The sequence below is a fragment of the Shewanella sp. Iso12 genome (genome assembly GCF_012030025.1).
Classification (GTDB): Bacteria; Pseudomonadota; Gammaproteobacteria; order Enterobacterales; family Shewanellaceae; genus Shewanella; species Shewanella algae.
In genome coordinates, this window is sequence record NZ_JAAUHW010000002.1 from 339,474 (window position 1) to 362,942 (window position 23,469).

At 52.0% G+C, this 23,469-nt stretch carries 26 protein-coding genes; 17 read left to right on the top strand and 9 right to left on the bottom strand.

Annotated elements, in window-relative coordinates; all coding sequences use genetic code 11:
* Window positions 1-27 precede the first annotated feature (27 nt).
* Genes HCX89_RS05505 through HCX89_RS05515 form a run of 3 tightly spaced genes read left to right on the top strand, consistent with a single transcriptional unit; the run spans window position 28 to window position 1,902 of the window.
* Window positions 28-387: a rhodanese-like domain-containing protein gene (locus HCX89_RS05505; RefSeq protein ID WP_167715324.1), complete on the top strand. Its 360-nt coding sequence runs from the start codon at window positions 28-30 to the stop codon at window positions 385-387.
* Window positions 387-1,298 carry a bifunctional precorrin-2 dehydrogenase/sirohydrochlorin ferrochelatase gene (locus tag HCX89_RS05510; RefSeq protein WP_167715326.1) on the top strand — a complete coding sequence of 304 codons (912 nt, stop codon included), beginning with the start codon at window positions 387-389 and terminating at the stop codon, window positions 1,296-1,298. The genes HCX89_RS05505 and HCX89_RS05510 overlap by 1 nt, the downstream gene beginning before the upstream one ends.
* A 55-nt stretch (window positions 1,299-1,353) precedes the next feature.
* Window positions 1,354-1,902, top strand: coding sequence for a YaeQ family protein (locus tag HCX89_RS05515; RefSeq protein WP_167715328.1), 549 nt, complete (start codon window positions 1,354-1,356; stop codon window positions 1,900-1,902).
* An 82-nt stretch (window positions 1,903-1,984) separates the two neighbouring features.
* Here HCX89_RS05515 and HCX89_RS05520 read toward each other — a convergent pair whose 3' ends face one another.
* The 3 genes from HCX89_RS05520 to HCX89_RS05530 form a co-directional block, all read right to left on the bottom strand.
* Window positions 1,985-3,427 carry a carbon starvation protein A gene (locus HCX89_RS05520; protein WP_167715330.1) on the bottom strand — a complete coding sequence of 481 codons (1,443 nt, stop codon included), beginning with the start codon at window positions 3,425-3,427 and terminating at the stop codon, window positions 1,985-1,987.
* A 134-nt stretch (window positions 3,428-3,561) separates the two neighbouring features.
* Complete coding sequence (gene btsR, locus HCX89_RS05525; protein ID WP_025889454.1) at window positions 3,562-4,272, bottom strand: two-component system response regulator BtsR; 711 nt, start codon at window positions 4,270-4,272, stop codon at window positions 3,562-3,564.
* Window positions 4,269-5,945 carry a sensor histidine kinase gene (locus HCX89_RS05530; protein ID WP_167715332.1) on the bottom strand — a complete coding sequence of 559 codons (1,677 nt, stop codon included), beginning with the start codon at window positions 5,943-5,945 and terminating at the stop codon, window positions 4,269-4,271. The genes btsR and HCX89_RS05530 overlap by 4 nt, the downstream gene beginning before the upstream one ends.
* A gap of 121 nt (window positions 5,946-6,066) precedes the next feature.
* Between HCX89_RS05530 and HCX89_RS05535 the strand changes: the two genes are divergently transcribed.
* The gene (locus HCX89_RS05535; RefSeq protein WP_025011482.1) at window positions 6,067-6,309 is read left to right on the top strand and encodes a YecH family metal-binding protein; all 243 of its coding nucleotides are present in this window, start codon (window positions 6,067-6,069) and stop codon (window positions 6,307-6,309) included.
* Here the strand turns inward: HCX89_RS05535 and HCX89_RS05540 are convergent.
* The 6 genes from HCX89_RS05540 to suhB all read right to left on the bottom strand — a co-directional run bounded on the left by HCX89_RS05540 (window position 6,303) and on the right by suhB (window position 10,771).
* Complete coding sequence (locus HCX89_RS05540) at window positions 6,303-6,653, bottom strand: hypothetical protein (protein WP_025011483.1); 351 nt, start codon at window positions 6,651-6,653, stop codon at window positions 6,303-6,305. The genes HCX89_RS05535 and HCX89_RS05540 overlap by 7 nt on opposite strands.
* Window positions 6,640-7,308, bottom strand: coding sequence for an AAA family ATPase (locus HCX89_RS05545; protein WP_025011484.1), 669 nt, complete (start codon window positions 7,306-7,308; stop codon window positions 6,640-6,642). The genes HCX89_RS05540 and HCX89_RS05545 overlap by 14 nt, the downstream gene beginning before the upstream one ends.
* Before the next feature lie 72 nt (window positions 7,309-7,380).
* On the bottom strand, window positions 7,381-7,683 hold the full coding sequence (locus HCX89_RS05550) for a PilZ domain-containing protein (protein WP_025011485.1): 303 nt from the start codon (window positions 7,681-7,683) through the stop codon (window positions 7,381-7,383).
* A gap of 277 nt (window positions 7,684-7,960) precedes the next feature.
* Complete coding sequence (locus HCX89_RS05555) at window positions 7,961-8,365, bottom strand: phosphate-starvation-inducible protein PsiE (protein WP_028781034.1); 405 nt, start codon at window positions 8,363-8,365, stop codon at window positions 7,961-7,963.
* Window positions 8,366-8,450: 85 nt separating this feature from the next.
* Complete coding sequence (locus HCX89_RS05560; RefSeq protein WP_167715432.1) at window positions 8,451-9,617, bottom strand: NnrS family protein; 1,167 nt, start codon at window positions 9,615-9,617, stop codon at window positions 8,451-8,453.
* 353 nt (window positions 9,618-9,970) lie between these two features.
* Complete coding sequence (gene suhB, locus HCX89_RS05565) at window positions 9,971-10,771, bottom strand: inositol-1-monophosphatase (RefSeq protein ID WP_144166664.1); 801 nt, start codon at window positions 10,769-10,771, stop codon at window positions 9,971-9,973.
* 150 nt (window positions 10,772-10,921) lie between these two features.
* Here suhB and trmJ point away from each other — a divergent pair, with 150 nt between their 5' ends.
* The 13 genes from trmJ (at window position 10,922) to HCX89_RS05630 (ending at window position 23,228) form a co-directional block, all read left to right on the top strand.
* Window positions 10,922-11,650, top strand: a complete 729-nt coding sequence (gene trmJ / locus HCX89_RS05570) for a tRNA (cytosine(32)/uridine(32)-2'-O)-methyltransferase TrmJ (RefSeq protein WP_025889458.1) — start codon at window positions 10,922-10,924, stop codon at window positions 11,648-11,650.
* A gap of 14 nt (window positions 11,651-11,664) precedes the next feature.
* Window positions 11,665-12,486: a serine O-acetyltransferase gene (gene cysE, locus HCX89_RS05575; RefSeq protein ID WP_025011488.1), complete on the top strand. Its 822-nt coding sequence runs from the start codon at window positions 11,665-11,667 to the stop codon at window positions 12,484-12,486.
* Between the two features lie 198 nt (window positions 12,487-12,684).
* Window positions 12,685-13,146, top strand: a complete 462-nt coding sequence (gene iscR / locus HCX89_RS05580; protein ID WP_025011489.1) for a Fe-S cluster assembly transcriptional regulator IscR — start codon at window positions 12,685-12,687, stop codon at window positions 13,144-13,146.
* An 81-nt stretch (window positions 13,147-13,227) separates the two neighbouring features.
* Window positions 13,228-14,442 carry an IscS subfamily cysteine desulfurase gene (locus tag HCX89_RS05585; protein ID WP_025011490.1) on the top strand — a complete coding sequence of 405 codons (1,215 nt, stop codon included), beginning with the start codon at window positions 13,228-13,230 and terminating at the stop codon, window positions 14,440-14,442.
* 32 nt (window positions 14,443-14,474) lie between these two features.
* Window positions 14,475-14,858: a Fe-S cluster assembly scaffold IscU gene (iscU, locus tag HCX89_RS05590; RefSeq protein ID WP_025011491.1), complete on the top strand. Its 384-nt coding sequence runs from the start codon at window positions 14,475-14,477 to the stop codon at window positions 14,856-14,858.
* A 14-nt stretch (window positions 14,859-14,872) separates the two neighbouring features.
* Window positions 14,873-15,196 carry an iron-sulfur cluster assembly protein IscA gene (iscA, locus tag HCX89_RS05595; protein ID WP_025011492.1) on the top strand — a complete coding sequence of 108 codons (324 nt, stop codon included), beginning with the start codon at window positions 14,873-14,875 and terminating at the stop codon, window positions 15,194-15,196.
* Between the two features lie 23 nt (window positions 15,197-15,219).
* Window positions 15,220-15,744 (top strand): co-chaperone HscB, encoded by a 525-nt coding sequence (hscB, locus tag HCX89_RS05600; protein ID WP_025011493.1) that lies wholly within the window; start codon window positions 15,220-15,222, stop codon window positions 15,742-15,744.
* An 83-nt stretch (window positions 15,745-15,827) separates the two neighbouring features.
* Window positions 15,828-17,690: a Fe-S protein assembly chaperone HscA gene (gene hscA / locus HCX89_RS05605; RefSeq protein WP_167715334.1), complete on the top strand. Its 1,863-nt coding sequence runs from the start codon at window positions 15,828-15,830 to the stop codon at window positions 17,688-17,690.
* A gap of 8 nt (window positions 17,691-17,698) precedes the next feature.
* Complete coding sequence (gene fdx, locus HCX89_RS05610) at window positions 17,699-18,034, top strand: ISC system 2Fe-2S type ferredoxin (protein ID WP_025011494.1); 336 nt, start codon at window positions 17,699-17,701, stop codon at window positions 18,032-18,034.
* 132 nt (window positions 18,035-18,166) lie between these two features.
* Window positions 18,167-19,066: a 30S ribosomal protein S6--L-glutamate ligase gene (gene rimK / locus HCX89_RS05615; protein WP_025011495.1), complete on the top strand. Its 900-nt coding sequence runs from the start codon at window positions 18,167-18,169 to the stop codon at window positions 19,064-19,066.
* An 81-nt stretch (window positions 19,067-19,147) separates the two neighbouring features.
* Window positions 19,148-19,345 (top strand): Fe-S cluster assembly protein IscX, encoded by a 198-nt coding sequence (gene iscX / locus HCX89_RS05620; RefSeq protein WP_025011496.1) that lies wholly within the window; start codon window positions 19,148-19,150, stop codon window positions 19,343-19,345.
* A 393-nt stretch (window positions 19,346-19,738) separates the two neighbouring features.
* Window positions 19,739-20,170: a nucleoside-diphosphate kinase gene (gene ndk, locus HCX89_RS05625; RefSeq protein ID WP_025011497.1), complete on the top strand. Its 432-nt coding sequence runs from the start codon at window positions 19,739-19,741 to the stop codon at window positions 20,168-20,170.
* Window positions 20,171-20,558: 388 nt separating this feature from the next.
* Window positions 20,559-23,228: a TonB-dependent receptor gene (locus HCX89_RS05630; RefSeq protein ID WP_025889464.1), complete on the top strand. Its 2,670-nt coding sequence runs from the start codon at window positions 20,559-20,561 to the stop codon at window positions 23,226-23,228.
* Window positions 23,229-23,469: the final 241 nt, after the last annotated feature.

Below are 23,469 nucleotides of genomic sequence, written 5' to 3' on the forward strand. Positions count from 1 at the left end.
ATCGCTGGCACAGCCGGAGAGTGGCAAATGACAAACAGCCTTGATTTTATGGCCTTGGTCGAACAGGCAAGAGGCCAGGTCCGTGAGCTGAGCATTGAAGAGTATCAGCAGGACGACGGTTGGCAACTCATCGATTTACGTGAAGATCATGAGTGGCTCATAGATCGTCTGCCGCTGGCCAAACACTTGTCCCGCGGCATACTGGAGCGTGATATTGCCAAGCGATTTCCGGACAAGTCGGCCGCACTGTTACTCTATAGTGGCGGTGGGCAACGCGCCTTATTGGCAGCACTGAGCCTGCAACAGCTGGGATACCGAAATGTGGCCTCGCTTGCCGGTGGTTATCGAGCCTGGTGCGCCCACGAACTGCCTTTGGTACAGGATTAATGCAATATTTTCCCCTTTTTGTTGATACATCGCGGATAAGAGTGCTGCTGGTCGGTGCCGGTGAAGTGGCCAGCCGCAAACTGGATCTCTTGGCCAGAACCGAAGCCGAAATTCACGTTGTGGCGCCCAAGGTGAGCGCCGAGGTGGAAGCCTATGCGGCCAGCGGCCGAATTTGGCTGTCGCGCCGATGCGCAGAGGAGCGGGATCTTGCCGAGCGAGAGCTGGTTTATCTGGCTACAGCCGACAGTCATCTGAACCAAACCCTGGCGTCCAAGGCACGCGAGCTTGGCGTATGGGTCAATGTGGTCGACACCCCATCCGAGTGTGATTTTATCACCCCCTCAATCGTCGATAGAGGGCGACTGGTAATGGCTATCAGCACAGCAGGCGCCGCGCCTGTGTTTGCAAGAGACTTGCGAGCCAAACTTGAAACTCTGCTGCCGCCAAGCCTCAGCCCTTTGCTGGATTTTATCGCCGAGCACAGAGAGGAAGTGCAGCAGCGCCTGCCTTCGGTGGATGCCAGGCGGCGCTTCTGGGAGCATTTCTTTAAGCTCAATGGTGACAGGTTTGACGCCAGCACCCGGGAGAATTTCGAGTTGAGCTTTGCCTTAGGTGAAGCCCAAGGGGAGTTACTGCTGTTGACAGATGACTGTCATCTGCAGTTGTTGCCGCTGGCCGCGATGCCTATGCTGCAACGGATAGACAGCCTGATAACAGATGCTGCCCCTACGGCTGAGTTGCTGGAGCTTATCCGCCGGGACGCGTCACGCACTGCGCCCATGGCAGACAGTGGCCTGTTGGCATCCTATCAAGCCGGTATGCGGATGTTGCGTCTGGCCGACGCAAACGAAGTCGCCAGGCTCAAGGCGGCGTTTCCGTTCGCCAAACATTTGCGCCCCGGCGCTATTTAACCCCTTTATTTCCTTATTGAGGTAGCATCAGCCTCCTTATCACAGAGAAGTTATCATGGCCTTGAAGGCGAGTATTTTTAAAGTTCAGCTCAGTATTGCTGACATGGACAGGCATTATTATCAGGATCATCAGCTGACCATTGCCCAGCATCCGTCGGAAACCGACGAGCGTATGATGGTGCGCTTGCTGGCCTTTGCGCTCAACGCCACTGACAGTTTGGCCTTCAGCAAGGGCTTGTGTGTCGATGATGAGCCTGAACTTTGGGATCGCGAGCTCAACGGTGATATTCGTTTATGGGTCGAGTTTGGCCAGAGCGATGAAAAATGGCTGCGCAAGGCCAGCGGCCGCGCCGATGAAGTGCAGCTGTTTACCTATGGTGGCCGTAGCGTGCCTATATGGTGGCAACAGAATCAGCATGCCTTTAACCGTTATGCCAACCTCAAGGTTTGGGAGATACCCGAAGAGCAGGTGAAGGAGATGGCGCAATTGGTCAGCCGCTCAATGAAACTGGGCTGCAATATCAGCGATGGGATTATTTACCTGAGCAGCGACAGTGCCAGTGTGATGGTGGAGCCCAAGGTGTTGAAGCCCTTGGCGCTGTGATTGTTTCGGTTGCTGCGAGTTGTTTTAAATAACAAGAGCCGCCTCAAAAGGGCGGCTCTTGGGTTATGCAGGTTTCCTGAGCTTAACCCTCTTCAGGGATCACCTCATCGACCTCGTTACGGCCTTTGGTCTTTATTATCACCAGGGCGGTTACCAGCAGGGTCACCACTATGCCGCTGATGGTGGATACTGTCATTGGCAGACCGGCACCCAGGGTACTGGAGTTGAGCAGGAAGCTTATCACTACCGTGGTCATAAACATCGCCGGAATGGTACAGATCCAGTGCAGCTTGTTGTGGCGCAACAGGTAGGCCGAGGCTGTCCACAGCATCATTACCGCTGTTGCCTGGTTGGCGACCCCGAAGTAGCGCCAAATTACACCGAAGTCCACCTGGGTCAGTATCGCCCCTATGACGAACAGCGGAATTGCCAGCATCAATCGCTTGGGCATCTCTGTTTGAGGCATATTGAAGTACTCAGACAAGATCAGCCTGGCGGAGCGGAAGGCAGTATCGCCGGAAGTGATAGGCAGAATGATGACTCCAAGCACCGCCATAAAACCACCGACAGCACCGAGAAGACCGGTTGAAGCACCGTAAACCACGTTGGCAGGGTTGCCGTCCATACCGGCTTTAAGCCCTTCGACGCCGTCGAAGAAAGACAGGGCCACGGCACACCAGATAAGGGCAATGATACCTTCGCCTATCATGGCGCCGTAGAACACGAAGCGGCCATTGGATTCATTTTCAACACAGCGGGCCATCAAGGGAGACTGGGTTGCATGGAAACCTGAAACGGCACCACAGGCGATGGTGATGAAGAGCGCCGGCCACAGTGGGGCATTGTCCGGATTCAGGTTCTGCAGGAAGTCACCGGCTTCAAAGCCAGGCAGCAGAGTATGCTCACTGGACAGCACTATGGCTATGGTCAAACCGACAGACATGAACAGCAGCAAGGCGCCGAAGAAGGGATAAAGGCGACCTATAATTTTGTCTACCGGCACTATGGTGGCAATCAGGTAGTAAACAAAGATGATACCGACAAACAGGCCGACGCTGCCTCCGGTGAGTTTACCGAGCAAGCCGGCCGGAGCTGAGATAAACACCACACCCACCAACAACAGCAGTATGATGGCGAAGATGTTCATAAAATTCTTGGCGCCTTTGCCAAGGTATTTACCCACCAGGTTAGGCACTGACTGACCGCCGTTACGTACCGACAGCATGCCGGAGAAGTAGTCATGCACGGCACCGGCAAAGATACAGCCGATAACAATCCACAACATGGCCGCCGGGCCGTAAAGGGCCCCCAGAATAGGGCCGAAAATAGGGCCCACACCGGCTATGTTCAGCAGTTGGATAAGGTAGACTTTGCCCTTGGACATGGGCACATAGTCGACACCATCTGTTTGGGCGTAGGCGGGTGTTTGTCTTTTATTGTTAATCCCGAATATTTTTTCTACAAAAGTACCGTAGATGAAGTAGCCGCCGATCAACAGACCGACACACAGCAAAAACCACATCATAGTTGTTATCTCCCCGATTTGAGTTGACGCAATTGTAAACACTTTGGTTACAAGGCCCAGCGGGAACTGGGTTAGCGGTCAAAAGTCGGGGGTGAGCGGTTATCTAGGGTGCCGAGCGGTTGTTAGCTTGTGCTTTACTGGTAACCAAACAGCTGTTTCAGCGGCTTGAGAAAGCGTCTCGATACCGGGATCTTGGCGCCGCTGCGAGTGGTGACCTCGGCGCCTGTTTCCAGCAGTTCTATCTCGGCAATGGCAGTGGGCGCCACCAGATACTGGCGATGGCATCTGAGCAGCGGGGTTTTTTCTTCCAGTAGCTTCAGTGTCAACTGGGTATGAACCTTCTCCCTGGCGGTCGCCACATGCACCCCACCGAGATCGCTGAAGACAAACTCCACCTCGGTGACAGGGACCACCTTGAGACGGTTGCCGCTGAAGCAGGGCAGGTGTTGCAGTTGTTGTGGCGCTATGGCCGACAGCGACTGAGGCCTGAGATCCCGGCGAAGCTTATCCAGGGTCTGGCTGAGGCGCTTCTCATCCAGGGGTTTGAGCAGATAGTCGAAGGCATGGTTATCGAAGGCCTTGACGGCAAATTCATCGTAGGCGGTAACAAACACTACTCTGGGCATATTGTCGGGATCCAGCATGGCGATAAGCTCCATGCCGCTGATCCTTGGCATTTGAATATCCAGGAACAGCAATTGAGGCTTGAGCTTGGCTATCGCTTGCATGGCTTCTATGGCGTTGCCACATTGGCCGAGAATTTCAATGTCGCCGGCCTGAAGCAGCAGCTCTGCCAACTCTTCTCGGGCAAAAGGTTCGTCATCGACAATAAGACAAGTGATCACAGGGCTGTTTCCGTTATGGGTAAATGTATGCTGACGCTAGTGTAACTGTCGCGCCGGCATTCGACACTGACACCGTAATCTGTACCGAAGAGATTCTGTATTCTTTTGTGCACCAGGTTCATCCCCAGGCCGTCAGATTCTTCGGCGGGTTGATAGAGCCCTGCATTATCCGTGACTTCCAGTATGAGCCTGTCATCGGTGCGGCGGCCTTCTACCTGAATACGGCCAGTGTCTATCAGATGCGAAGTGCCGTGTTTGACCGCGTTTTCTATGATGGGTTGCAGGGTAAAGGCCGGCACTCTGATCGCCAGCAGAGATTCGGGAATGGCGATATCTACCTCGAGCTTGTCAATGAAACGGGCCTTTTCTATGGTGAGATAGGCTTCGATATGCTCAAGCTCATCTCCTAGGGTCACCAGGCCGGCAGTACGCTTGAGGTTAATCCGTAAAAACTGACTCAGCTGTTGCAGCAAGGTTCTGGCCATGGGCGGATCGCGACGAATGATAGCCCCTATGGTATTGAGCGCGTTGAACAGGAAATGCGGGTTGACCTGAGCTTGCAACAGTTTGAGCTCGGCCTGGGTTAGCAGGTTTTGCTGCTGCTCGAAACGGCCATAGAGAATCTGATTCGACAGCAGGCGGGCGATACCTTCCCCCAGAGTACGGTTGATATTGAGAAACAGCTTGTTCTTGGGTTCATACAGTTTAATGGTCCCTATGACCTCATTGTCGCTGCGAAGCGGGATCACCAAACTGGAACCTAATTTACAACCGGGGGAGATGGAGCAGGCATAGGGAACCTCTACTCCGTCGGCAAACATCACCTTATTCTGCTGTATGGCATCCAGGGTTATTTGGGACGATATCAGAGTGCCGGGCAAGTGGTGATCGGCTCCTATGCCGATAAAGGCCAAGAGTTTTTCCCTGTCTGTGATGGCCACGGCGCCGACACTGGTTTCCTCTATGACTATCTTGGCAACCTGGGTGCTGGTTTCCTCGTTGAAGCCGGAGCTCAAGAGGCCCACACTGCGCTCGGCGATTTTCAGCGCCTTGGTAGAGAAACTGGACGAGAGCTTATCGAACATGGTTTTTTGGTCCCGCACCATGCTCATGAACAGGGCTGCGCCTATGGAGTTGACCAGCAACATGGGTGGGGCTATTTGGCGCACCAAATCCCAGGCTTCATCAAAAGGCTCTGCCAGTAGCAGGATAATGCTCATCTGCATCATCTCGGCATAAAAGGTGATAAGACACACCAGAATGGGATTGAATACCAACTCGGCCTTGCCCTGACGGCGCAGATAATAGCTGATCATCCCGGCGGATAAACCTTCCAGGGTGGTGGAAACCGCGCAGGCCAGATCGGTAAAACCACCCAAGCTATACCTGTGTAAACCTCCCGTCAGGCCGACCAGCAAACCTGTTGTCGGGCCGCCGAGCAGGCCACCGAGTACGGCGCCCATGGCGCGGGTATTGGCGATGGCACCATGGGTCTGCTCACCAAAGTAAGTGGCCATGATGCAAAAGCTGGAAAATACCAGATAGAGAAAGATCTTATGGGGCAGCCGGGTCGATGCCTCAGTAAACAGCTTGAACAAAGGGGTCTTGCTGACCAGATAAACAATCACCAAATACAGGCTCATCTGTTGTGTCAGCAATAGAATAAGGGACATGAAAACTCCTCTTGCACAAGCAAACCGCCGCCATAATGACAAACAAGTTGCGCAAAATCAGGGAATGCTGCAGCAAAATCCGTTAAAAATCGGCAGCGACTCATTATTTTGTGGAGGATACATGAATTCTTCGGTACATGGCCATCAGGTGCTGCAGTTGTTGCTGGAACAAACCGCTCCCATTCAGAGGAACAATCTCAAGGCACTGATGCAGGAGCGTTTCGGTAAAGACGCCCGTTATCATACCTGCAGCGCAGAGGGAATGGATGCCGACGCCTTGCTCAACTTCCTGGCCGCCAAGGGCAAATTTATCGAATCACCTCAGGGGCTGCGCACCCTTGAGAGCAAAATTTGCCGTCACTGAGTTTCGCCTGCCTCATCTCGGGCGATCATTTCGGCCTGGGCTTTATCGCTCAGGTTATGAAAGTCGCGAATGAAGATCCGCAGTAGCCTGGATTTGGCAATACCTGTCTTACGGGCGATGCTGTCCAGCTGGCTGATGCTGGCTTCGGTCAAGGTAAAAGTGGCATGGCGATAGAGACGGGTGGATTTTTTATCCAGACCCGTTTGGGATTTGGCGGCCGCTATCCCGGTTAAGCGGCTGGGTTTCCCATGAGCATAGTTGTTGGCATCTTCGATAAAATCCTCGACAGAGACCTTCTTTGCCTTGGGTTTGATCTTTTGGCGTTTGAGATCAGTTAAGCTCATAAGAGTTTTCCGGCGGAATGGCTAACAGCTCGTCGGCGATATTGCGAATTTCCTCGGCGGCTTTTCCATCGGGCTCAATTTCGATGACCGAGGAGCCTTTTTCTTCGCTGTCATCATAAATGTTACGGCTGAAGGTCACTGAATCCAGCACCCTGAGACCGAATGAGTTGACCACATCCTTGGCTTCAAGAATGCGTTTGAACTGTGAGGGCAGGGCCGGGCATTGGGTCAGTACAATTGTCGCCACCATCTTGGGATTGACCATCTTACAGGTGCTGAGCATATCTTCCATATGGGGCAAGGTCTTCAAATCGCGCCGCTTGGGCCTCAAGGGGATCACCACATAGCTGGCAACCGACATGGCGGCGCGCATTGCCAGGTTGTCCTGACCGCCACAGTCGACTATCACATAGTCGAAACGTTCATCGAGACTCAGGAGATCGTTGCGGATCTTGCCGTAGAGCTGAATACAGTTGATGGCCGGCAGGGAAGGGTCATTGTTACGGGCCTGGATCCAGTCGGATGTGGTGCGCTGTGGGTCACAGTCGACCATCAGTACATTGGCCTGATATTTCTGGGTAATGTGTACAGCCAAATTCTGGGCCAGGCAGCTCTTGCCACTACCACCTTTCTCCCCACCTACGAGCAGTATCATGAATTTTCTCCCCGTGTCCTCGGTACTTATGTTGAATTAAAGTATAGAACACCCCGGATACTGCGTCGGAGTCTAGATAAGTTGCATAGCGATGTGAAAACTCTTTGGATGACTCTCGCTGCAACGGCACACCTGTCCTTTTACAGTGTTTTGGGCATCGGTTCCGGCATGGAAGGTCACGGATACCAGTTCTCCCAAGGCAAAAGGCTGACTGTATTCAAACAAAATTCCCCGTCTGGACAGATCGATACAGACACCATCGTCAATGTGCTCATTGCCCGCTTTATCCAACCAATGAAGCCTGATCCGCTCCGCCTCCAGATCGACTCGCAGTGATCTGCGTCTTTCGATAAAGTCATCCAGATTTTCATCCATGTCGGTCCCCTTTAATTCAATGGATAGTCGGCAGTTTCCCATGCATTATCTAAGTTAGAGTCACTCGTTGCCGTGTATGCATCCAAGGCCAAGGTCGAACTACCCTGATAAACCTTTCTTGCCCTATTTGCCACCACAGCTTTTATTTTTGCTGAGTGAGTCAACTCTCATGTGCAATGGTATAAGTGTTTTAAAAATAGCATAGATTTGTCGGTAACTGCGGCCGGTTATCTCGAGCCGATAAAAAAGAACCCGGCGTTTGCCGGGCTCATTGAATTCAGTTGTCATACTCTTGATTCTTGGGGTAGGGCATCTTCAACTGCCCCCAGCGGATCACTATTACGGTTGCCGCCAGTACCAGGGTCGAGATTGAAATGGCTACTATGCGCCAATCCTCCATCGACTTCATATCCAAAATTAAGTAACGGGCCAAAGCTACAATCGCGATATAGAGTGGCATACGTACAGGCAACTTGCCGGACTCGGCATAATTGGCCACCATTGCCAACACTTCCAGATAGATAAACAGCAACAGCAGATCGGCAAGGGCCACAGCCCCCATTTTGAAGATATGCACTATCTCCTGGCCAATGGCGACGACTGTGGCAATGGCAATAACAATCAACACCAGATGTTCGACGGCTTTAAGGCTCTTAGAGCCGTATTTGCGATACAGTTCCATGAAAACTCCCTGAAATCATTTCCTAAATAGTATCAGCAAATTTTCTGCCTGCCGCGAAATCTGTGTGATAGCTTTCACAGAACCTTTAACCGGGGCGGCCATCCAGCCTCGCTCGGCAAAGGATTGGTGCGTAAAGCAAAACAAAAGTGGCAAATGCCATCAGCCAGCAGATAATCGCGCCCATCAGCAAGATTTGGCTTACCTGGGGCACAATAGCTGCCGTAACCCGCAATATTGCAGCCAGTAATATCAAGCCAAAGGCGGGTATCATGGGCCAGGCAATCTGCAGCGGTCTGCCGGAATGCCCCAAAGATACCCTCGCCATCATAGCCAGGATCATTCCACCCATACCGCCAACGGTCAGGGCATGAAACCCCAACATCATCTGACCGCTGACACCGATAATCAGCAGCCCGATCGGAATACACAGGTAACTCAAATGCAGTGACCACAGCAGTGGTACCTTGAGACTGGCGCGCCAGCCCCAACGAGCCCAGCGCAGCAGTAGCGCAGCACCTGCCAGCAAGGCCAATGCTTGTGTTAGCCAAGGGTAGGGTAAAAATAGACTGATAAGCATCAGGGGTAAGGAGGCGAAGCTGAGCGCTTCGAGTAAAGGGTTTGGCGCCTTGCGGTTAAAGTCGGTGGCGCGCTCGGTAAAGAAGGGGATCACCCTGCCACCCAGCAGGGCCACCAGGAGGACGACCAGCAGCGCTGCGGCTTGCAGTGCTTTTTGTGCCAATCCGGGCTGTTCAAGGCCGAGATAAGAGAGGAGGTTGGCACCGAAGAGCAATAGCAGCAGCGGCACAAACACCAGGTTGCGCCACTGTTTGACCCGAATAACGGCTAAACCGAGCAACAGCGCCGTGACTGGGAAGAAGGCCAGATCCAGCAGCATGACCAAAGTAAAAGGGGCTATGCCGGCATCGAGCAAGAGTAGTCTGGGAGCCAGCCATAGACACCAGAGCAGCAGCAATGGCCAGCCTCTTATACCTGGAACCCCTGTCCAGTTTTGAACTGCTGTTAACAAAAAGCCCGCGATAACAGCGCCTGTGAAGCCGAACAGCATTTCGTGACCATGCCACCACAGAGGGTTGGCGTGGGGCGTCAGTGGTACTTGACCACTGAGTAACGCTCCCCAAAGCAAGAGTGACAACAAGCCGAACAGGCTGGCGCCGAGAAAAAAAGGTCTGAAGCTCAAACGGAAGAGCGCTAGCGGAAACTGCTTGTTGGCCGGTTCATCGATGTTGAGGATGCCACCCTGAGTGTTGCGAGTGCCGGATTTGCTCATAGTCTTGCCTTAAATACCCAAACAAAATACTCAGGTATTTTAAGATGTAATATAAATGCAGGTAAATATATCCAAAGAGTTATCTGTATGAGAGACTGAGCGAAGATCCCCATCCTTGGGTATTCCGGCTTGGCTTAGCCAGAGCCTTATTGATTTAATCCTGTTTGATTCAATCTGATTTACTCGAACGGATTGAAGTCCGCTCTATCTTCTTGGCGTTCAGTCGTAAAAAAACCGCCATAAGGCGGTTTTTTTACCAACAGACTTCAGCACTTAGCAGCCTATTGCGATGTTTGCTTAAGCACTTGTCTGATAACTTACTTCAGAGCGTCGCTCAACAGGGGACGGAAGCGTTTGACCAGCAGGCTGGTGGCTTTAGGCGCACCGGCAACGATATGGCCAGAGAGCAAGTAGTTGTGACCACCACTGAAGTCGGTAACTGTACCACCGGCTTCACGAACAATCAGATCGCCGGCAGCGATATCCCAAGGCTTGAGGCCCAGTTCGAAGAAGGCGTCTACACGACCGGCAGCCACATAGGCCAGATCCAGCGCAGCTGAGCCGGCGCGGCGCAAGTCGGCACACAGAGAGAAAGTCTCGCCAAACAGCTTCATATAAGTTTCAGTATGCTGACGGGCCTTGAAAGGGAAGCCAGTGGCAACCAGACTAGCGCCCAGATCGCTGACATTGTTTACACGGATACGGAAATCATTCAGCTTGGCCCCTTTACCACGTACGGCGCTGAACAGTTCATCGCGAACAGGATCATAAACAACGGCAACTTCAGTCTTGCCTTTGTACTGCATGGCGATGGAAACGGCGAAGTGAGGTACACCATTAACAAAGTTATTGGTGCCGTCCAGAGGATCAACAATCCACAGATAATCTTGGTTGGTGCCGCGGTTTTCGCCATTTTCCTCACCCACTATGCTGTGGTCGGGATAGGACTTGCGGATCTGATAGATAATTGCTGCTTCTGCTTCCTTGTCTACACTGGTCACAAAATCGTTGACACCTTTGGCATCGACTTCAATACGGTCGAGTTCGGTGTAGGCACGCATAATAGTTTGGCCCGCAGCGCGAGCAGCGCGCACGGCAATAGTCAGCATCGGATGCATTGCAATCCCCTGGATGTTAAAGAACGGACAAAAATTCGGCGCAGATTATACCCTAGTTGTCAGTTATATCAAATGGCGATTTTTCTATAAGCAAAAAAATGTGCCTGTGGTACCATCCGCCTCCTGATTTTTTATTTTTGAAGTTGTTCCATGCTCTCCAATATTCGTGTCGTCCTGGTAGGTACCACGCATCCCGGAAATATAGGTTCTGTGGCCAGGGCCATGAAAACAATGGGATTATCCAACCTTTATCTGGCGGAGCCCAAAGTTGAGCCAGATGGCCAGTCCATTGCGCTTGCCGCCGGTGCCTCCGACATTCTCAAACATCTGGTCAAGGTCGATAGCCTGGAAGAGGCGATTAAAGACTGCAGCTTGGTGATTGCCACCAGTGCCCGCAGCCGCACTCTCGACTGGCCCGTGCTCGAACCCCGTGAAGCGGGCAGTAAATTGGCGCTTGAGAGCAGTCAGGGCCCGGTCGCCATTGTCTTTGGCCGTGAAAGCCATGGCCTGAGCAACGAAGAGTTGCAGAAATGCCACTATCATGTGTGTATCCCCGCCAACCCGGAATACAGCTCACTCAACCTGGCCCAGGCGGTGCAGCTTATCTGTTATGAAACCCGGGTGGCTTGGCTGGAGAAGCATCAACAAGCCGAGCAGGAGCTGGTTGAGTATCCCAGCAGTGAAGATCATGAGCGTTTCTTTGAACATCTGGAACGGACACTGCAAAAAACCGGCTTTATTATCAAGAATCATCCGGGACAGGTGATGATCAAGCTGCGGCGCCTGTTCACCCGTGCCAGAATCGAAACGCAGGAGATGAACATACTGCGCGGGATCCTGACATCGGTAGAGAAAAAGGTCGACAGCAAAGAAGAGTAATCCGAGGAATCAAGATGGGTGTGATAGCCAGACTGAAAGAGGACATAGGGTCCATTTACCATAGGGATCCTGCGGCGCGCGGTGCGCTGGAAATATTGCTCAATTACCCGGGTATGCAGGCCATTTGGCTGCACCGTATCAGTCATAAGCTGTGGAAGGCCAATTGGTGTTTTCTGGCGCGCTGTTTGTCCACCTTTTCCCGTTGGCTTACCGGGGTGGAAATACACCCGGGCGCAACCATAGGTCGGCGCTTCTTCATCGACCACGGCATGGGAGTTGTTATAGGGGAAACCGCCGAGATTGGCGATGATTGTACCCTTTATCACGGAGTGACCTTGGGAGGCACCACCTGGCAAGCCGGTAAACGTCATCCAACCCTTGGCAATAACGTGGTCATAGGAGCGGGGGCCAAGGTGCTGGGCCCCATTACCATGCATGATGGTGCCCGGGTTGGTTCCAACTCTGTGGTGGTCAAAGACGTGCCCAAGGACACTACTGTTGTGGGTATTCCTGGCCGGGCTGTCACAGTGGCGTCGGCTCAGTCCAAGGAAACCAGCGAGCGTCGCAGCGCCATGGCCAAGAAATATGGTTTTGACGCCTACGCCGTGTCACCCGACAACCCCGACCCTGTTGCCAATGCCATAGGCCAGATGCTGGACCATATGCATCTGATGGACTCCAAAGTACAGGAAGTCTGTCAGGCGGTTCAGAAAATGGGTGGCAGTGTTTGCACCGAGCGCCTGCCTGAGTTGGATGTGGGCGAGTTCAGCGAGGCCGAAACCGCTGCGGCGGAAAAGCGCCAGCAGGCAATGGATGAGTTTGATCCCATAATCTGATACTTAATGGCTATTTTGTGGGCTTTTGCCATTGAATAATCGCGGCGAAAAAGGTTAAATACCCCACCAAGCAGACAGGGTATTCAACCTGATTTATGAACCACTAATACCCGAGTAAACAAGTAGGATTTATACTTGACTAAATTGCTCGGGTATGTTGAAATTCCCACATACCTGTTTGGGAGCCGTGGTCGTTTTATGAAACTTACATCTAAGGGTCGCTACGCAGTGACAGCCATGCTGGACGTGGCCATACATTCGGCGCAGGGGCCGGTACCGCTGGCAGATATTTCCGAGCGCCAGGGGATTTCCCTTTCTTACCTAGAACAACTCTTTGCCAAACTGAGAAAACAAGGCTTGGTCGCCAGTGTGCGCGGTCCCGGTGGTGGTTACCGCCTCGGACTGGAAGCCAATGATATCTCGGTGGGCATGGTGGTACATGCGGTAGATGAATCTGTCGATGCCACCCGTTGTCAGGGACAGGGGAATTGCCAGAGTGGCACCCGATGTCTGACGCATTCGCTCTGGGGTGACCTGAGCAAACAGATTTCTGACTTTTTAAATGGCATCAGCCTTGCTGCACTGATGCAGAAACGGGATGTACAGTTCATCTCGGTAAAGCAAGATAAGATGCAGCAGGAGCAGAGAGTCAGCGCTTGAGCTGATCCTCTGGTGGATATAAAAACGAATAATGTACGTTGTATGTAGCCTCGGCCGAGACTGCGAAGTACGGAGTGTGTAATGAAGCTTCCTATCTATTTGGATTATGCCGCAACAACGCCTGTAGACCCCCGGGTTGCAGACAAAATGGTACAGTACATGACAATGGACGGTGTATTCGGTAACCCCGCATCCCGTTCACACCGCTACGGCTGGCAGGCCGAAGAAGCAGTGGATATTGCCCGCAACCAGGTCGCGGAGCTGATCAATGCCGATCCCCGTGAAATCGTGTTCACCTCCGGCGCCACTGAATCTGACAACCTGGCTATCAAAGGTGTTGCCCACTTCTACCAGAAGAAGGGTAAGCACATCATCACCAGCAAGACAGAACATAAGGCCGTACTGGATACCTGCCGTCAGCTGGAGCGTGAAGGTTTCGAGGTCACTTACCTGGAACCTGCGGCCAACGGTATTATTCCCATGGAGCGCCTGGAAGCGGCTATGCGCGACGACACCATTCTTGTCAGCATCATGCATGTCAACAACGAGATTGGCGTGATCCACGATATTGATGCCATCGGCGAACTGTGCCGTAGCAAAGGCATCATCTTCCATGTGGATGCTGCCCAGAGTGCCGGTAAGCTGCCTATCGATATTCAAAAGACCAAGGTCGACCTCATGTCTATCTCGGGTCACAAGATGTATGGTCCCAAAGGCATAGGTGCCCTGTATGTGCGCCGTAAGCCTCGTATTCGTCTGGAAGCCCAGATGCACGGCGGTGGTCATGAGCGTGGTATGCGCAGCGGCACCCTGGCGACTCACCAAATTGTGGGTATGGGCGAAGCGGCAGCCATTGCCAAAGCCGATATGGAAAAAGATAACGAACGTATTCGCTATCTGCGCGACAAGCTGTGGAACGGTATCAAAGATATCGAAGAAACCTATCTCAATGGCGATATGGAGCAACGTGCCTGCGGCAGCTTGAACGTCAGCTTTAACTATGTGGAAGGCGAGTCGCTGATGATGGCGCTCAAGGACTTGGCCGTATCTTCCGGCTCGGCCTGTACTTCTGCCAGTCTGGAGCCCAGCTATGTGCTGCGTGCTCTGGGGCTGAACGACGAGATGGCGCACAGCTCAATTCGTTTCTCCATCGGTCGTTTCACTTCCGAAGAAGAGATCGACTACGCAATCGAAACCATTAAAAACTCTATTGGCAAACTGAGAGAAATGTCACCACTTTGGGAAATGTTCAAAGATGGTGTGGACCTCAACCAGGTGCAGTGGGCACACCACTGATCCCCGCGGATAGATGAATTTGGAGCAGTATCATGGCTTACAGTGAAAAAGTGATAGATCATTACGAGAACCCGCGTAACGTAGGTTCTTTCGACAAGAACGACCCATCCGTAGTGACCGGCATGGTGGGTGCGCCTGCCTGTGGTGACGTGATGAAACTGCAGCTCAAGATTGACGACCAGGGCATCATTGAAGACGCTCGCTTCAAGACTTATGGCTGTGGCAGCGCCATCGCATCAAGCTCTTTGGTGACCGAATGGGTTAAAGGCAAGTCCATCGAGGAAGCGGCTGCCATCAAGAACACGGATATTGCAGAAGAGCTGGCTCTGCCACCTGTGAAGATCCACTGTTCGATTCTGGCCGAAGACGCCATCAAGGCGGCTCTGGAAGAGTACAAGTCCAAGCAAGCTAAATAACGCCAGGAGTTAAGATGGCTATTACTATGACGCCTGCCGCCGCCGAGCGTGTCCGTGCCTTTCTGAGCAACAGAGGAAAAGGCATAGGTTTGCGCTTGGGGCTTAAGACTTCAGGCTGTAGCGGGATGGCTTACGTTCTGGAATTTGTCGACGAACTCAACGAAGATGATGAGGTTTACAACATAGATGGTGTCAACATCATCATAGATGCCAAAAGCTTCATCTATCTTCAGGGGATCGAGCTGGACTTTGTCAAGGAAGGACTCAACGAAGGCTTTAAATTCAATAACCCTAACGCCAAAGGTGAGTGTGGTTGCGGTGAGAGCTTCACGGTTTGAGTTTCACCGTTGCCTGAGAGTATATGAATTATTTCGAGCTGTTTGATTTAACTCCCTCCTTTGATGTGGACACCGCCGAGCTGGCCAGTCGCTATCGCGATCTGCAGCGGGCGGTGCATCCCGACAAGTTCGCCAACGCCAGTGAACAGCAAAAACTGCTGGCCATTTCCCGCACTGCCCAGATAAACGACGCCTTTCAGACCCTGAAAGATCCTATCCGTCGGGCCGAACATATGTTGGCGCTCAAAGGTGTGGATATCAGTCACGAGACCACCACGGTTAAAGACACCGCCTTTTTGATGCAGCAGATGGAATGGCGTGAAGCGCTGGAAGAGATAGGCCAGAGCGGCGATGCCCAGAGCGATATCGATGAGCTCGATGTTTCATTTGCGGCTTACCGTAAGCAGGTGACAGAGCTGCTGCGTAACCAACTTCACAGTTCCAAAGAGGCCGACGCAATAGCCGCGGCAGATCAAGTCCGCAAGTTGAAGTTTATGGCAAAATTGCAGGATGAACTGCAGCGGGCCCAGGATGCGCTGTTCGACTGACGTCGCCTTCGGCCTTCAAGCATATTCCTACGGTTGGCTCAATTTTTGATTGGGCCAACTTTTTAAACACAAGATGGAAGACTATGGCACTTTTGCAGATTGCTGAACCCGGCCAAATGGCCGCTCCTCACCAACACAGATTGGCCGCAGGGATAGACTTGGGTACTACCAACTCCCTGGTTGCTGCGGTTCGCAGCGGCGAGGCGAGCACGCTGGCCGACGAGCAAGGCCGGCATTCATTACCATCTGTGGTGCACTATGGCGAGCAGGGTGTTCGTGTGGGTCACGATGCCCTGGCCGATTCGGCCAAGGATCCTGAAAACACCATAGTGTCGGTGAAGCGTTTCATGGGCCGCTCTTTGGCCGATGTGCAAAGCGGTGAGCAAGCTTTCCCCTATCAGTTTGAAGCCAGTGAAAACGGTCTGCCTCTGTTTGTGACCTGCGCCGGTAAGATGAATCCGGTTCAGGTGTCTGCAGAGGTATTGCGCCCCCTGATTGCCCGCGCCGAGTCTACCCTGGGCGGGCCTTTGGAAGGCGTGGTTATCACAGTGCCTGCTTATTTTGATGATGCCCAGCGTCAGGGAACCAAAGATGCGGCAGCTTTGCTCGGTATCAAGGTGTTACGCCTGCTCAACGAGCCAACTGCGGCCGCCATCGCCTATGGCCTGGACTCGGGACAGGAAGGCGTCATTGCCGTCTATGACTTGGGCGGCGGTACCTTTGATATCTCTATTTTGCGCCTCAACCGCGGCGTGTTTGAGGTACTTGCAACCGGTGGCGATTCGCGCCTGGGTGGTGACGACTTTGATGAGCTGCTGCAAGGCCTGCTGCGTGAACGCATGGCGCTGGAGTCGCTTTCAAGCCAGGAAGCGCGGCAGTTGCTGATGGAAGCCCGGCGGGTAAAAGAAGCGTTGACCGATAGCGACAGCACTATTGCTAAGCTGACACTGAAAGATGGCAGTGAGTGTGAAGCCGAGGTGAGTCGCAGTGAGTTTGACCAGTTGATCAACACGCTGGTGAAGAAAACCATTCAGGGTTGCCGCAAGGCCCTACGTGATGCCGGAGTGGATACTGACGAGGTGCTGGAAACCGTGATGGTTGGCGGCTCTACCCGGGTGCCTCTGGTGCGGGAAATGGTCGGTGACTTCTTTGGCAAGACGCCGCTGACTTCAATCGACCCTGATCGCGTGGTCGCCATAGGCGCTGCGGTACAGGCCGATATCCTGGTGGGTAACAAGCCTGACTCGGATTTGCTGCTGCTGGATGTGATCCCGTTGTCGCTCGGCATTGAAACCATGGGCGGTTTGGTGGAGAAGGTGATTCCGCGTAACACCACCATTCCGGTTGCCAGAGCCCAGGAATTTACCACCTTCAAAGACGGTCAGAGCGCCATGGCGTTTCATGTGGTGCAAGGGGAACGTGAACTGGTGGCCGATTGCCGCTCTCTGGCGCGCTTTACCCTCAAGGGCATTCCACCATTGGCCGCAGGCGCCGCGCATATTCGGGTGACCTTCCAGGTAGATGCCGATGGCTTGCTCAGTGTCACCGCCATGGAGAAGTCTACCGGAGTGCAATCCAGCATCCAGGTTAAACCTTCCTTCGGTTTGAGTGATACTGAAATTGCTGGAATGCTCAAAGATTCGATGCAGAATGCCAAAGAGGATATTGAGCTGAGAATGCTCACCGAGCAGCGAGTGGAAGCGGCCAGGGTACTGGAATCGCTGCACTCGGCGCTGGCGAAAGATGGCGAGCTGCTCAGCCAGGAGGAGCGCACTCTGGTTGACCGCGCCATGGCTGACTTGAGTGAAACCGCTGCCAATGGCGATGTTGATGCCATCAAGGCGGCGATAGAAGCGGTGGATGCGCAGACCCAGGAGTTTGCCGCCAGACGCATGGACAATTCGATTCGGGCCGCACTGAAGGGTCAGTCGGTCGATAACATATAGGTGAGACTATGCCACAGATAGTATTTTTGCCCCATGAAGAACTGTGTCCTGAAGGCGCCGTGGTGGAGGCAGAGGTGGGTGAATCCATTTTGGATGTCGCGCTGAAAAACGGCATCAACATAGAGCATGCCTGCGAGAAATCCTGTGCCTGTACCACCTGCCATGTGATAGTGCGTGAAGGTTTCGATGAGCTTGAACCCAGCGATGATCTGGAAGACGACATGCTGGACAAAGCTTGGGGCCTGGAGCCTGAAAGTCGTCTGTCCTGTCAGGCCAAGGTGGTTGAAGGTGATATGGTTGTTGAAATCCCTAAATACACAGTCAACATGGTCAGTGAAGGTTAAGTGCTGACATCTTTTGAAAACCGGCCCCAAGTGGCCGGTTTTTTATTGCTATGCTTGGCGTGCAGAGATTGATTTCCAACACGGCAGGCGTATGATGCGCTGTCTTTTTCACTCTTAGGGACACTGACCTGGATGCAGATTGCAATTTTGTCACAGAACAAAACCTTATATTCCACACGCCGTTTGGTGGAGGCCGCCCAGGAACGGGGTTATCAGGTGCAGGTGATCAATCCGCTGGAATGCTATATGAATATCAGTATGCAGCAGTCCAGTATTCATATCGGGGGCGTCGAGTTGCCGTCCTTCGATGCGGTGATCCCGAGAATAGGTGCCGGCATTACTTTCTACGGCACGGCTGTGGTGCGTCAGTTTGAGATGATGGCTACCTATACACTCAATAGCTCCATGGGGATCTCCCGCTCAAGGGATAAGCTGCGCTCCATGCAGTTACTGTCCCGCAAAGGCATAGGATTGCCAGTGACAGGTTTTGCCAATAAGCCCAGCGATATTCCGGATCTTATCGACATGGTCGGTGGCGCTCCCTTGGTGATTAAACTCTTGGAGGGCACTCAGGGGATAGGTGTGGTGCTGGCTGAAACCCGTAAGGCGGCCGAGAGTGTGATTGAGGCCTTTATGGGCCTCAAGGCCAACATCATGGTACAGGAATATATCAAGGAGGCCCAAGGGGCCGATATCCGCTGTTTTGTGCTCGGCGACAAGGTCATTGCCGCCATGAAACGCCAGGCTCTGCCGGGAGAGTTTCGCTCCAATCTGCATCGGGGCGGCACGGCAACCTTGGTGAAGTTGTCTCCGGAAGAGCGTTCAATCGCGGTGCGCGCCGCCAAAACCATGGGGTTGAATGTTGCCGGCGTGGATATTTTACGCTCCAACCATGGACCCGTGGTGATGGAGGTCAATTCATCACCCGGACTCGAAGGGATTGAAGCCGCCACCGGCAAAGATGTTGCCGGCGCCATCATAGAGTTTATTGCCAAGCAGAGGCGTAAGGGCAAGACACCAAGCGAAGCCTGATCTTGGTCTCAATCAAGGCTATTAAGGCTTCAACTGCGGCGCTATACTCAAAGTCAGTACTTATCTGAAGCAGGAGTAACCATGGGACTCAAGTGGATAGATTCATTGGACTTGGCTTTGGAGTTGCTGGAGGCACATCCTGATGTGGATCCAGAGCAACTGCATTTTCCTGAGCTTTACGAGTGGATATTGGCGTTGGAAGCCTTCGATGATGACCCTAAACGCTGCAGCGAGAAAATTCTCGAAGCCGTGCAGCAATGCTGGATCGAGGAAAAGTAACCCCCTCTGGCGGAAAACTGATCCAGGTCAAATTATCACCATCACGAGTCAACTATATTAACTTGGTTAATAAATTGTTGTGCTGGTTTCGGAGGTTTGTCATGTCACGTTTCTTCGCCTGTAGTTTTGGATTATTTGCTCCGGCCGTGCTGGCACATTCGGGGCATGGTGGTGTTGGCTTGTTTCATCATTTTCCTCAGTTTATGCCTTTGTTATTACTTTTGGTTTGTCTCTGCGGCGGTTACCTTTGGCTCAAGCGTCGGCATTGAGTCTTTGTGTACCTCCTCCCGGTAGATTTTGCCAGGCGCTTTGCGAGATAGGATTAGGATCTGGCGCATTTATTTCGTATAATCCGCGCGAAATTTAAAAACTCGCTGATTAAGGAAGCTAGTCATGGCGATCGAACGTACTTTTTCTATCATTAAGCCTGATGCGGTAGCCAAGAACCACATTGGTGCTATCTACAACCGTTTTGAAACTGCCGGCCTGAAAATTGTTGCCGCCAAAATGGTTCACTTGACCAAAGAACAAGCCGAAGGTTTCTACGCTGAGCACAGCGAGCGTCCTTTCTTTGGTGCTCTGGTTTCTTTCATGACTTCTGGTCCTATCATGGTTCAGGTTCTGGAAGGTGAAAACGCCGTTCTGGCCAACCGTGAAATCATGGGTGCGACCAATCCTGCTGAAGCTGCCCGTGGAACTCTGCGTGCTGACTTTGCTGACAGCATCGATGAGAACGCTGTTCACGGCTCTGATGCTCTGGCATCAGCCGAGCGCGAAATCGCATACTTCTTTGCTGCTGATGAGCTGTGCCCTCGCACTCGTTAATTAACAGCAAATAGACAAAAAGGAGCCGAATGGCTCCTTTTTTGTTTGATTTTTGTGTGCAGTAGAAATTCTACCTACATCACATTTTTCATCAAAAGCGTTGCATTAACAGTGGGTTGAAAAGTAAGCGTTGTAAATAAAATGTTTTGATACCTAATGATACATCTTGGCTGTAGCCGGCATTTGTTCTGTAAAAATATCATTAGTTTTTGATTGATAAGGTGCTTGAGTTTTACAAATTAAACCAGGTGTCAACAATTCGTTATCATTTAAGTGATTGATAATGTTGCTGTTATTGGTATGTTTCTCGTTTGGGGGGCTGAGTATTACATAGAATAAGAACACGGTGTTCCCTCCCTGCCACCGTGCTTGAAAAAGGAATGAGAATATGTCAACGCAGACTGCAGTCGCTAAGGCCATCCGCTTTAGTCTGTTTGCTTTTGTTTCCACATCAATCCCTACAATGGTTTATGCCGCCGATGATGCTCAGGCTACAGAACAAGTAGAACGTATTGAAGTTACTGGCTCCCGTATCAAACGCACAGATATGGAGAATGCTTCTCCTGTTGTTGTGATGAGTGCTGCCGATATTGAGAAAGGTGGCTTTAACTCGGTTCAGGATGTACTGGGTAACCTGTCGCAGAACTCAGGCGGCTCCATGACCCAACAGGAAGTACATGGTTTTACCCCTGCCGCTTCCTCTGTCAACCTTCGTGGCGTGGGCGCCGGTCGGGTACTGACCCTGATCAATGGTAAGCGGGTGCCCAAGTATCCCTTTGGTGCCGGTGGTACCGACAGCTTCGTGGATACTGCCAATATTCCTTTGGGTGCGATCGAGCGTATCGAGATCCTGACTACAGGTGCCTCGGCTATTTACGGCTCTGACGCCATGGGTGGTGTTATCAACATCATTCTCAAGAAAGATGTCGAACAGACAACTTTCAAGTACCGTTTCTCCGACACGGATGAAGGTGGTCTGCGCAACAATCAGTTCTCTTTCATGACAGGTGTCAGCAGTGATACGGCTAACCTGACTTTCTTTGCCGAATATGAAGACAGAACGGCACTGAAAGGGACAGATCGCCCAGAGTGGGGTACAGATATTGTCGACGGTCAGCCATACTCAGGTTACAGCTCTTACGGTGCCAACCTGGTACAGGACCTCGGCAACAACAAAACTTCGCTGACCAAGACCTTGTCACCGGCAGAATGTGAGGCCCGTGGCTATGTGGTGATGGAAAATGGCCGCTGTGGTTTTGACCGCTCCAAGCAGCGTGATTTCCTGCCGGAGCAGAAGCGCTACTCGACCATGATCAACCTCACCAAGGAGCTGAATGCGGATCATCAGTTGTATTCCCGCATCGATTACACTCATTCCTCGACCTTTACCGAGATTGAGTCTGCGACAGTGGGCACTGATTTCATGTTCAATGTAGCCGGCGATAAAGTCACCATTGCCAATAAGGACAAGGGGCTGTCCCAAACTTTTGACAAGGACACTGCATTCGGTGGTGACTTTGCCAATGCTGCAGACGGCGACTACTACTACACCCGCCGTATGAGTGAGCTGGGGCCACGTACCTCTGACTTTGAAACCAATAACTTCTCTTTCATCATAGGTTCCAAGGGGTTCCTGACCGACAGTATCGAGTATGATACTTCCTGGTCTATTGCGCGTCAGACAGTGGAATCCCGCAGCAACGGTTCTCCAACTTACCAGAGCACCTTCGACTACCTGACCTCTGGCGACAGCGGCAAGTCTCTGCTGGATGTGATCTCTCCTGAAGATGCGGCACTGCTGAACTACGAAGGTAACAAGAAGGGACAATCTACTCTGTCCAGCTTTAGTGCCGGTATCAATGGTGATGCGTTCGAACTTGCCGGAGGCACTGCTGCCTACGCTGTGGGTATCGAATACAGCAAGGAGTGGTTCTACGATAAGTCTGACAGCTTCACCTCCAACGGTGGCGTCATAGGCAAGGGGGGCAGCAGCGCCGAAGGTGAACGTGAGCAGTATGCTGCCTATGCCGAGTTGGCCTTGCCATTGCTGGATCAGTTGACCATGACACTGGCCGGACGTTATGACTACTATGATGATGAGTCTGATGTTGGTGGCCAGTTTACTCCGCAAGTGTCACTGGAATACCGTCCAATCGACAGCCTGATGCTGCGTGCTTTGTATGCCGAGACTTTCCGCGCACCGGATATGCAGCGTTTGTTTGGCGATCCTACCACTGGCTACAGTACAGTTATCGACACTCCGCGCTGTGAAGCCTATGGTGAATGTGACAAGATTGAGTCTTTGCCGATTGCCATCGGTGCCAACCCAGAGTTGGAAGCCGAAGAGGGTAAAAACTACAACCTGGGTCTGGTCTGGGACTATGAAGGTATCAACCTGACGGTGGACTACTGGATGGTTGAAATCGACAATCTGGTGAATGACCCGAGTGCGCAGTATATTCTGGATCACGCCGATGCCTTTGCCGACAAGATTGAACGTGACAGCAATGGCAAGTTGCTGAAAGTGAACACTCAGGCGATGAATATGTCTTCTCGTGAGACTGCCGGTATCGATTTCTCTCTGGGCTATCGCTATGAAACCGAGAGCTATGGTGAATTCAGCAGCCGCCTGGAAGGGACTTACCTGACCCGTTGGAAGGAAAAGCTGACTCCGGATTCAGAGGAGCTGGACCTTATCGATGGTGAGGGATCTGCGCCTCAGCTGCGTGCCAACTTGAACCTGGGATGGTCTTACAACGACTTCTCCACCAACATTCTGTTCAAGTATATCGACAGCATGAATGGTGAGCGGATGGATTACTTTGTCAGCGAAGGTCTGGACAGCACTTATCCGGTGAAAATCGATAGCCATGTCGAGGTTAACCTGGCTGCCAGTTACTTCATCTACGACAATCTGAAGGTTTCTGCCGGTATCAACAACCTGTTTGATTCAGGACCGGAGATCGATTACACCCAGTCCAGCTGGCCTCATTACCCACGAGCCTACTATAACGTTATTGGACGTGAATATTATGCAGGGGTAGAGTTTACTTTCTAATAGTATTCAAACCTTGAAAACCGGCTTAATAAGCCGGTTTTTTTATGCCTAAAATAAACAAAGGGAAAATGATATTGGATACATATTGATTCAGGTGTTTGCTAAATGTTTATTCTGGTTCTTTGTGACTTTTTGCTACGAGATTATTGTTTATTGAATATTAAAATACAGGTAATTTTAAACTTAATAAAAACATTGTTTTCAATATGTATCACCTATGTGTTTTTGTTTTAATAGTTTG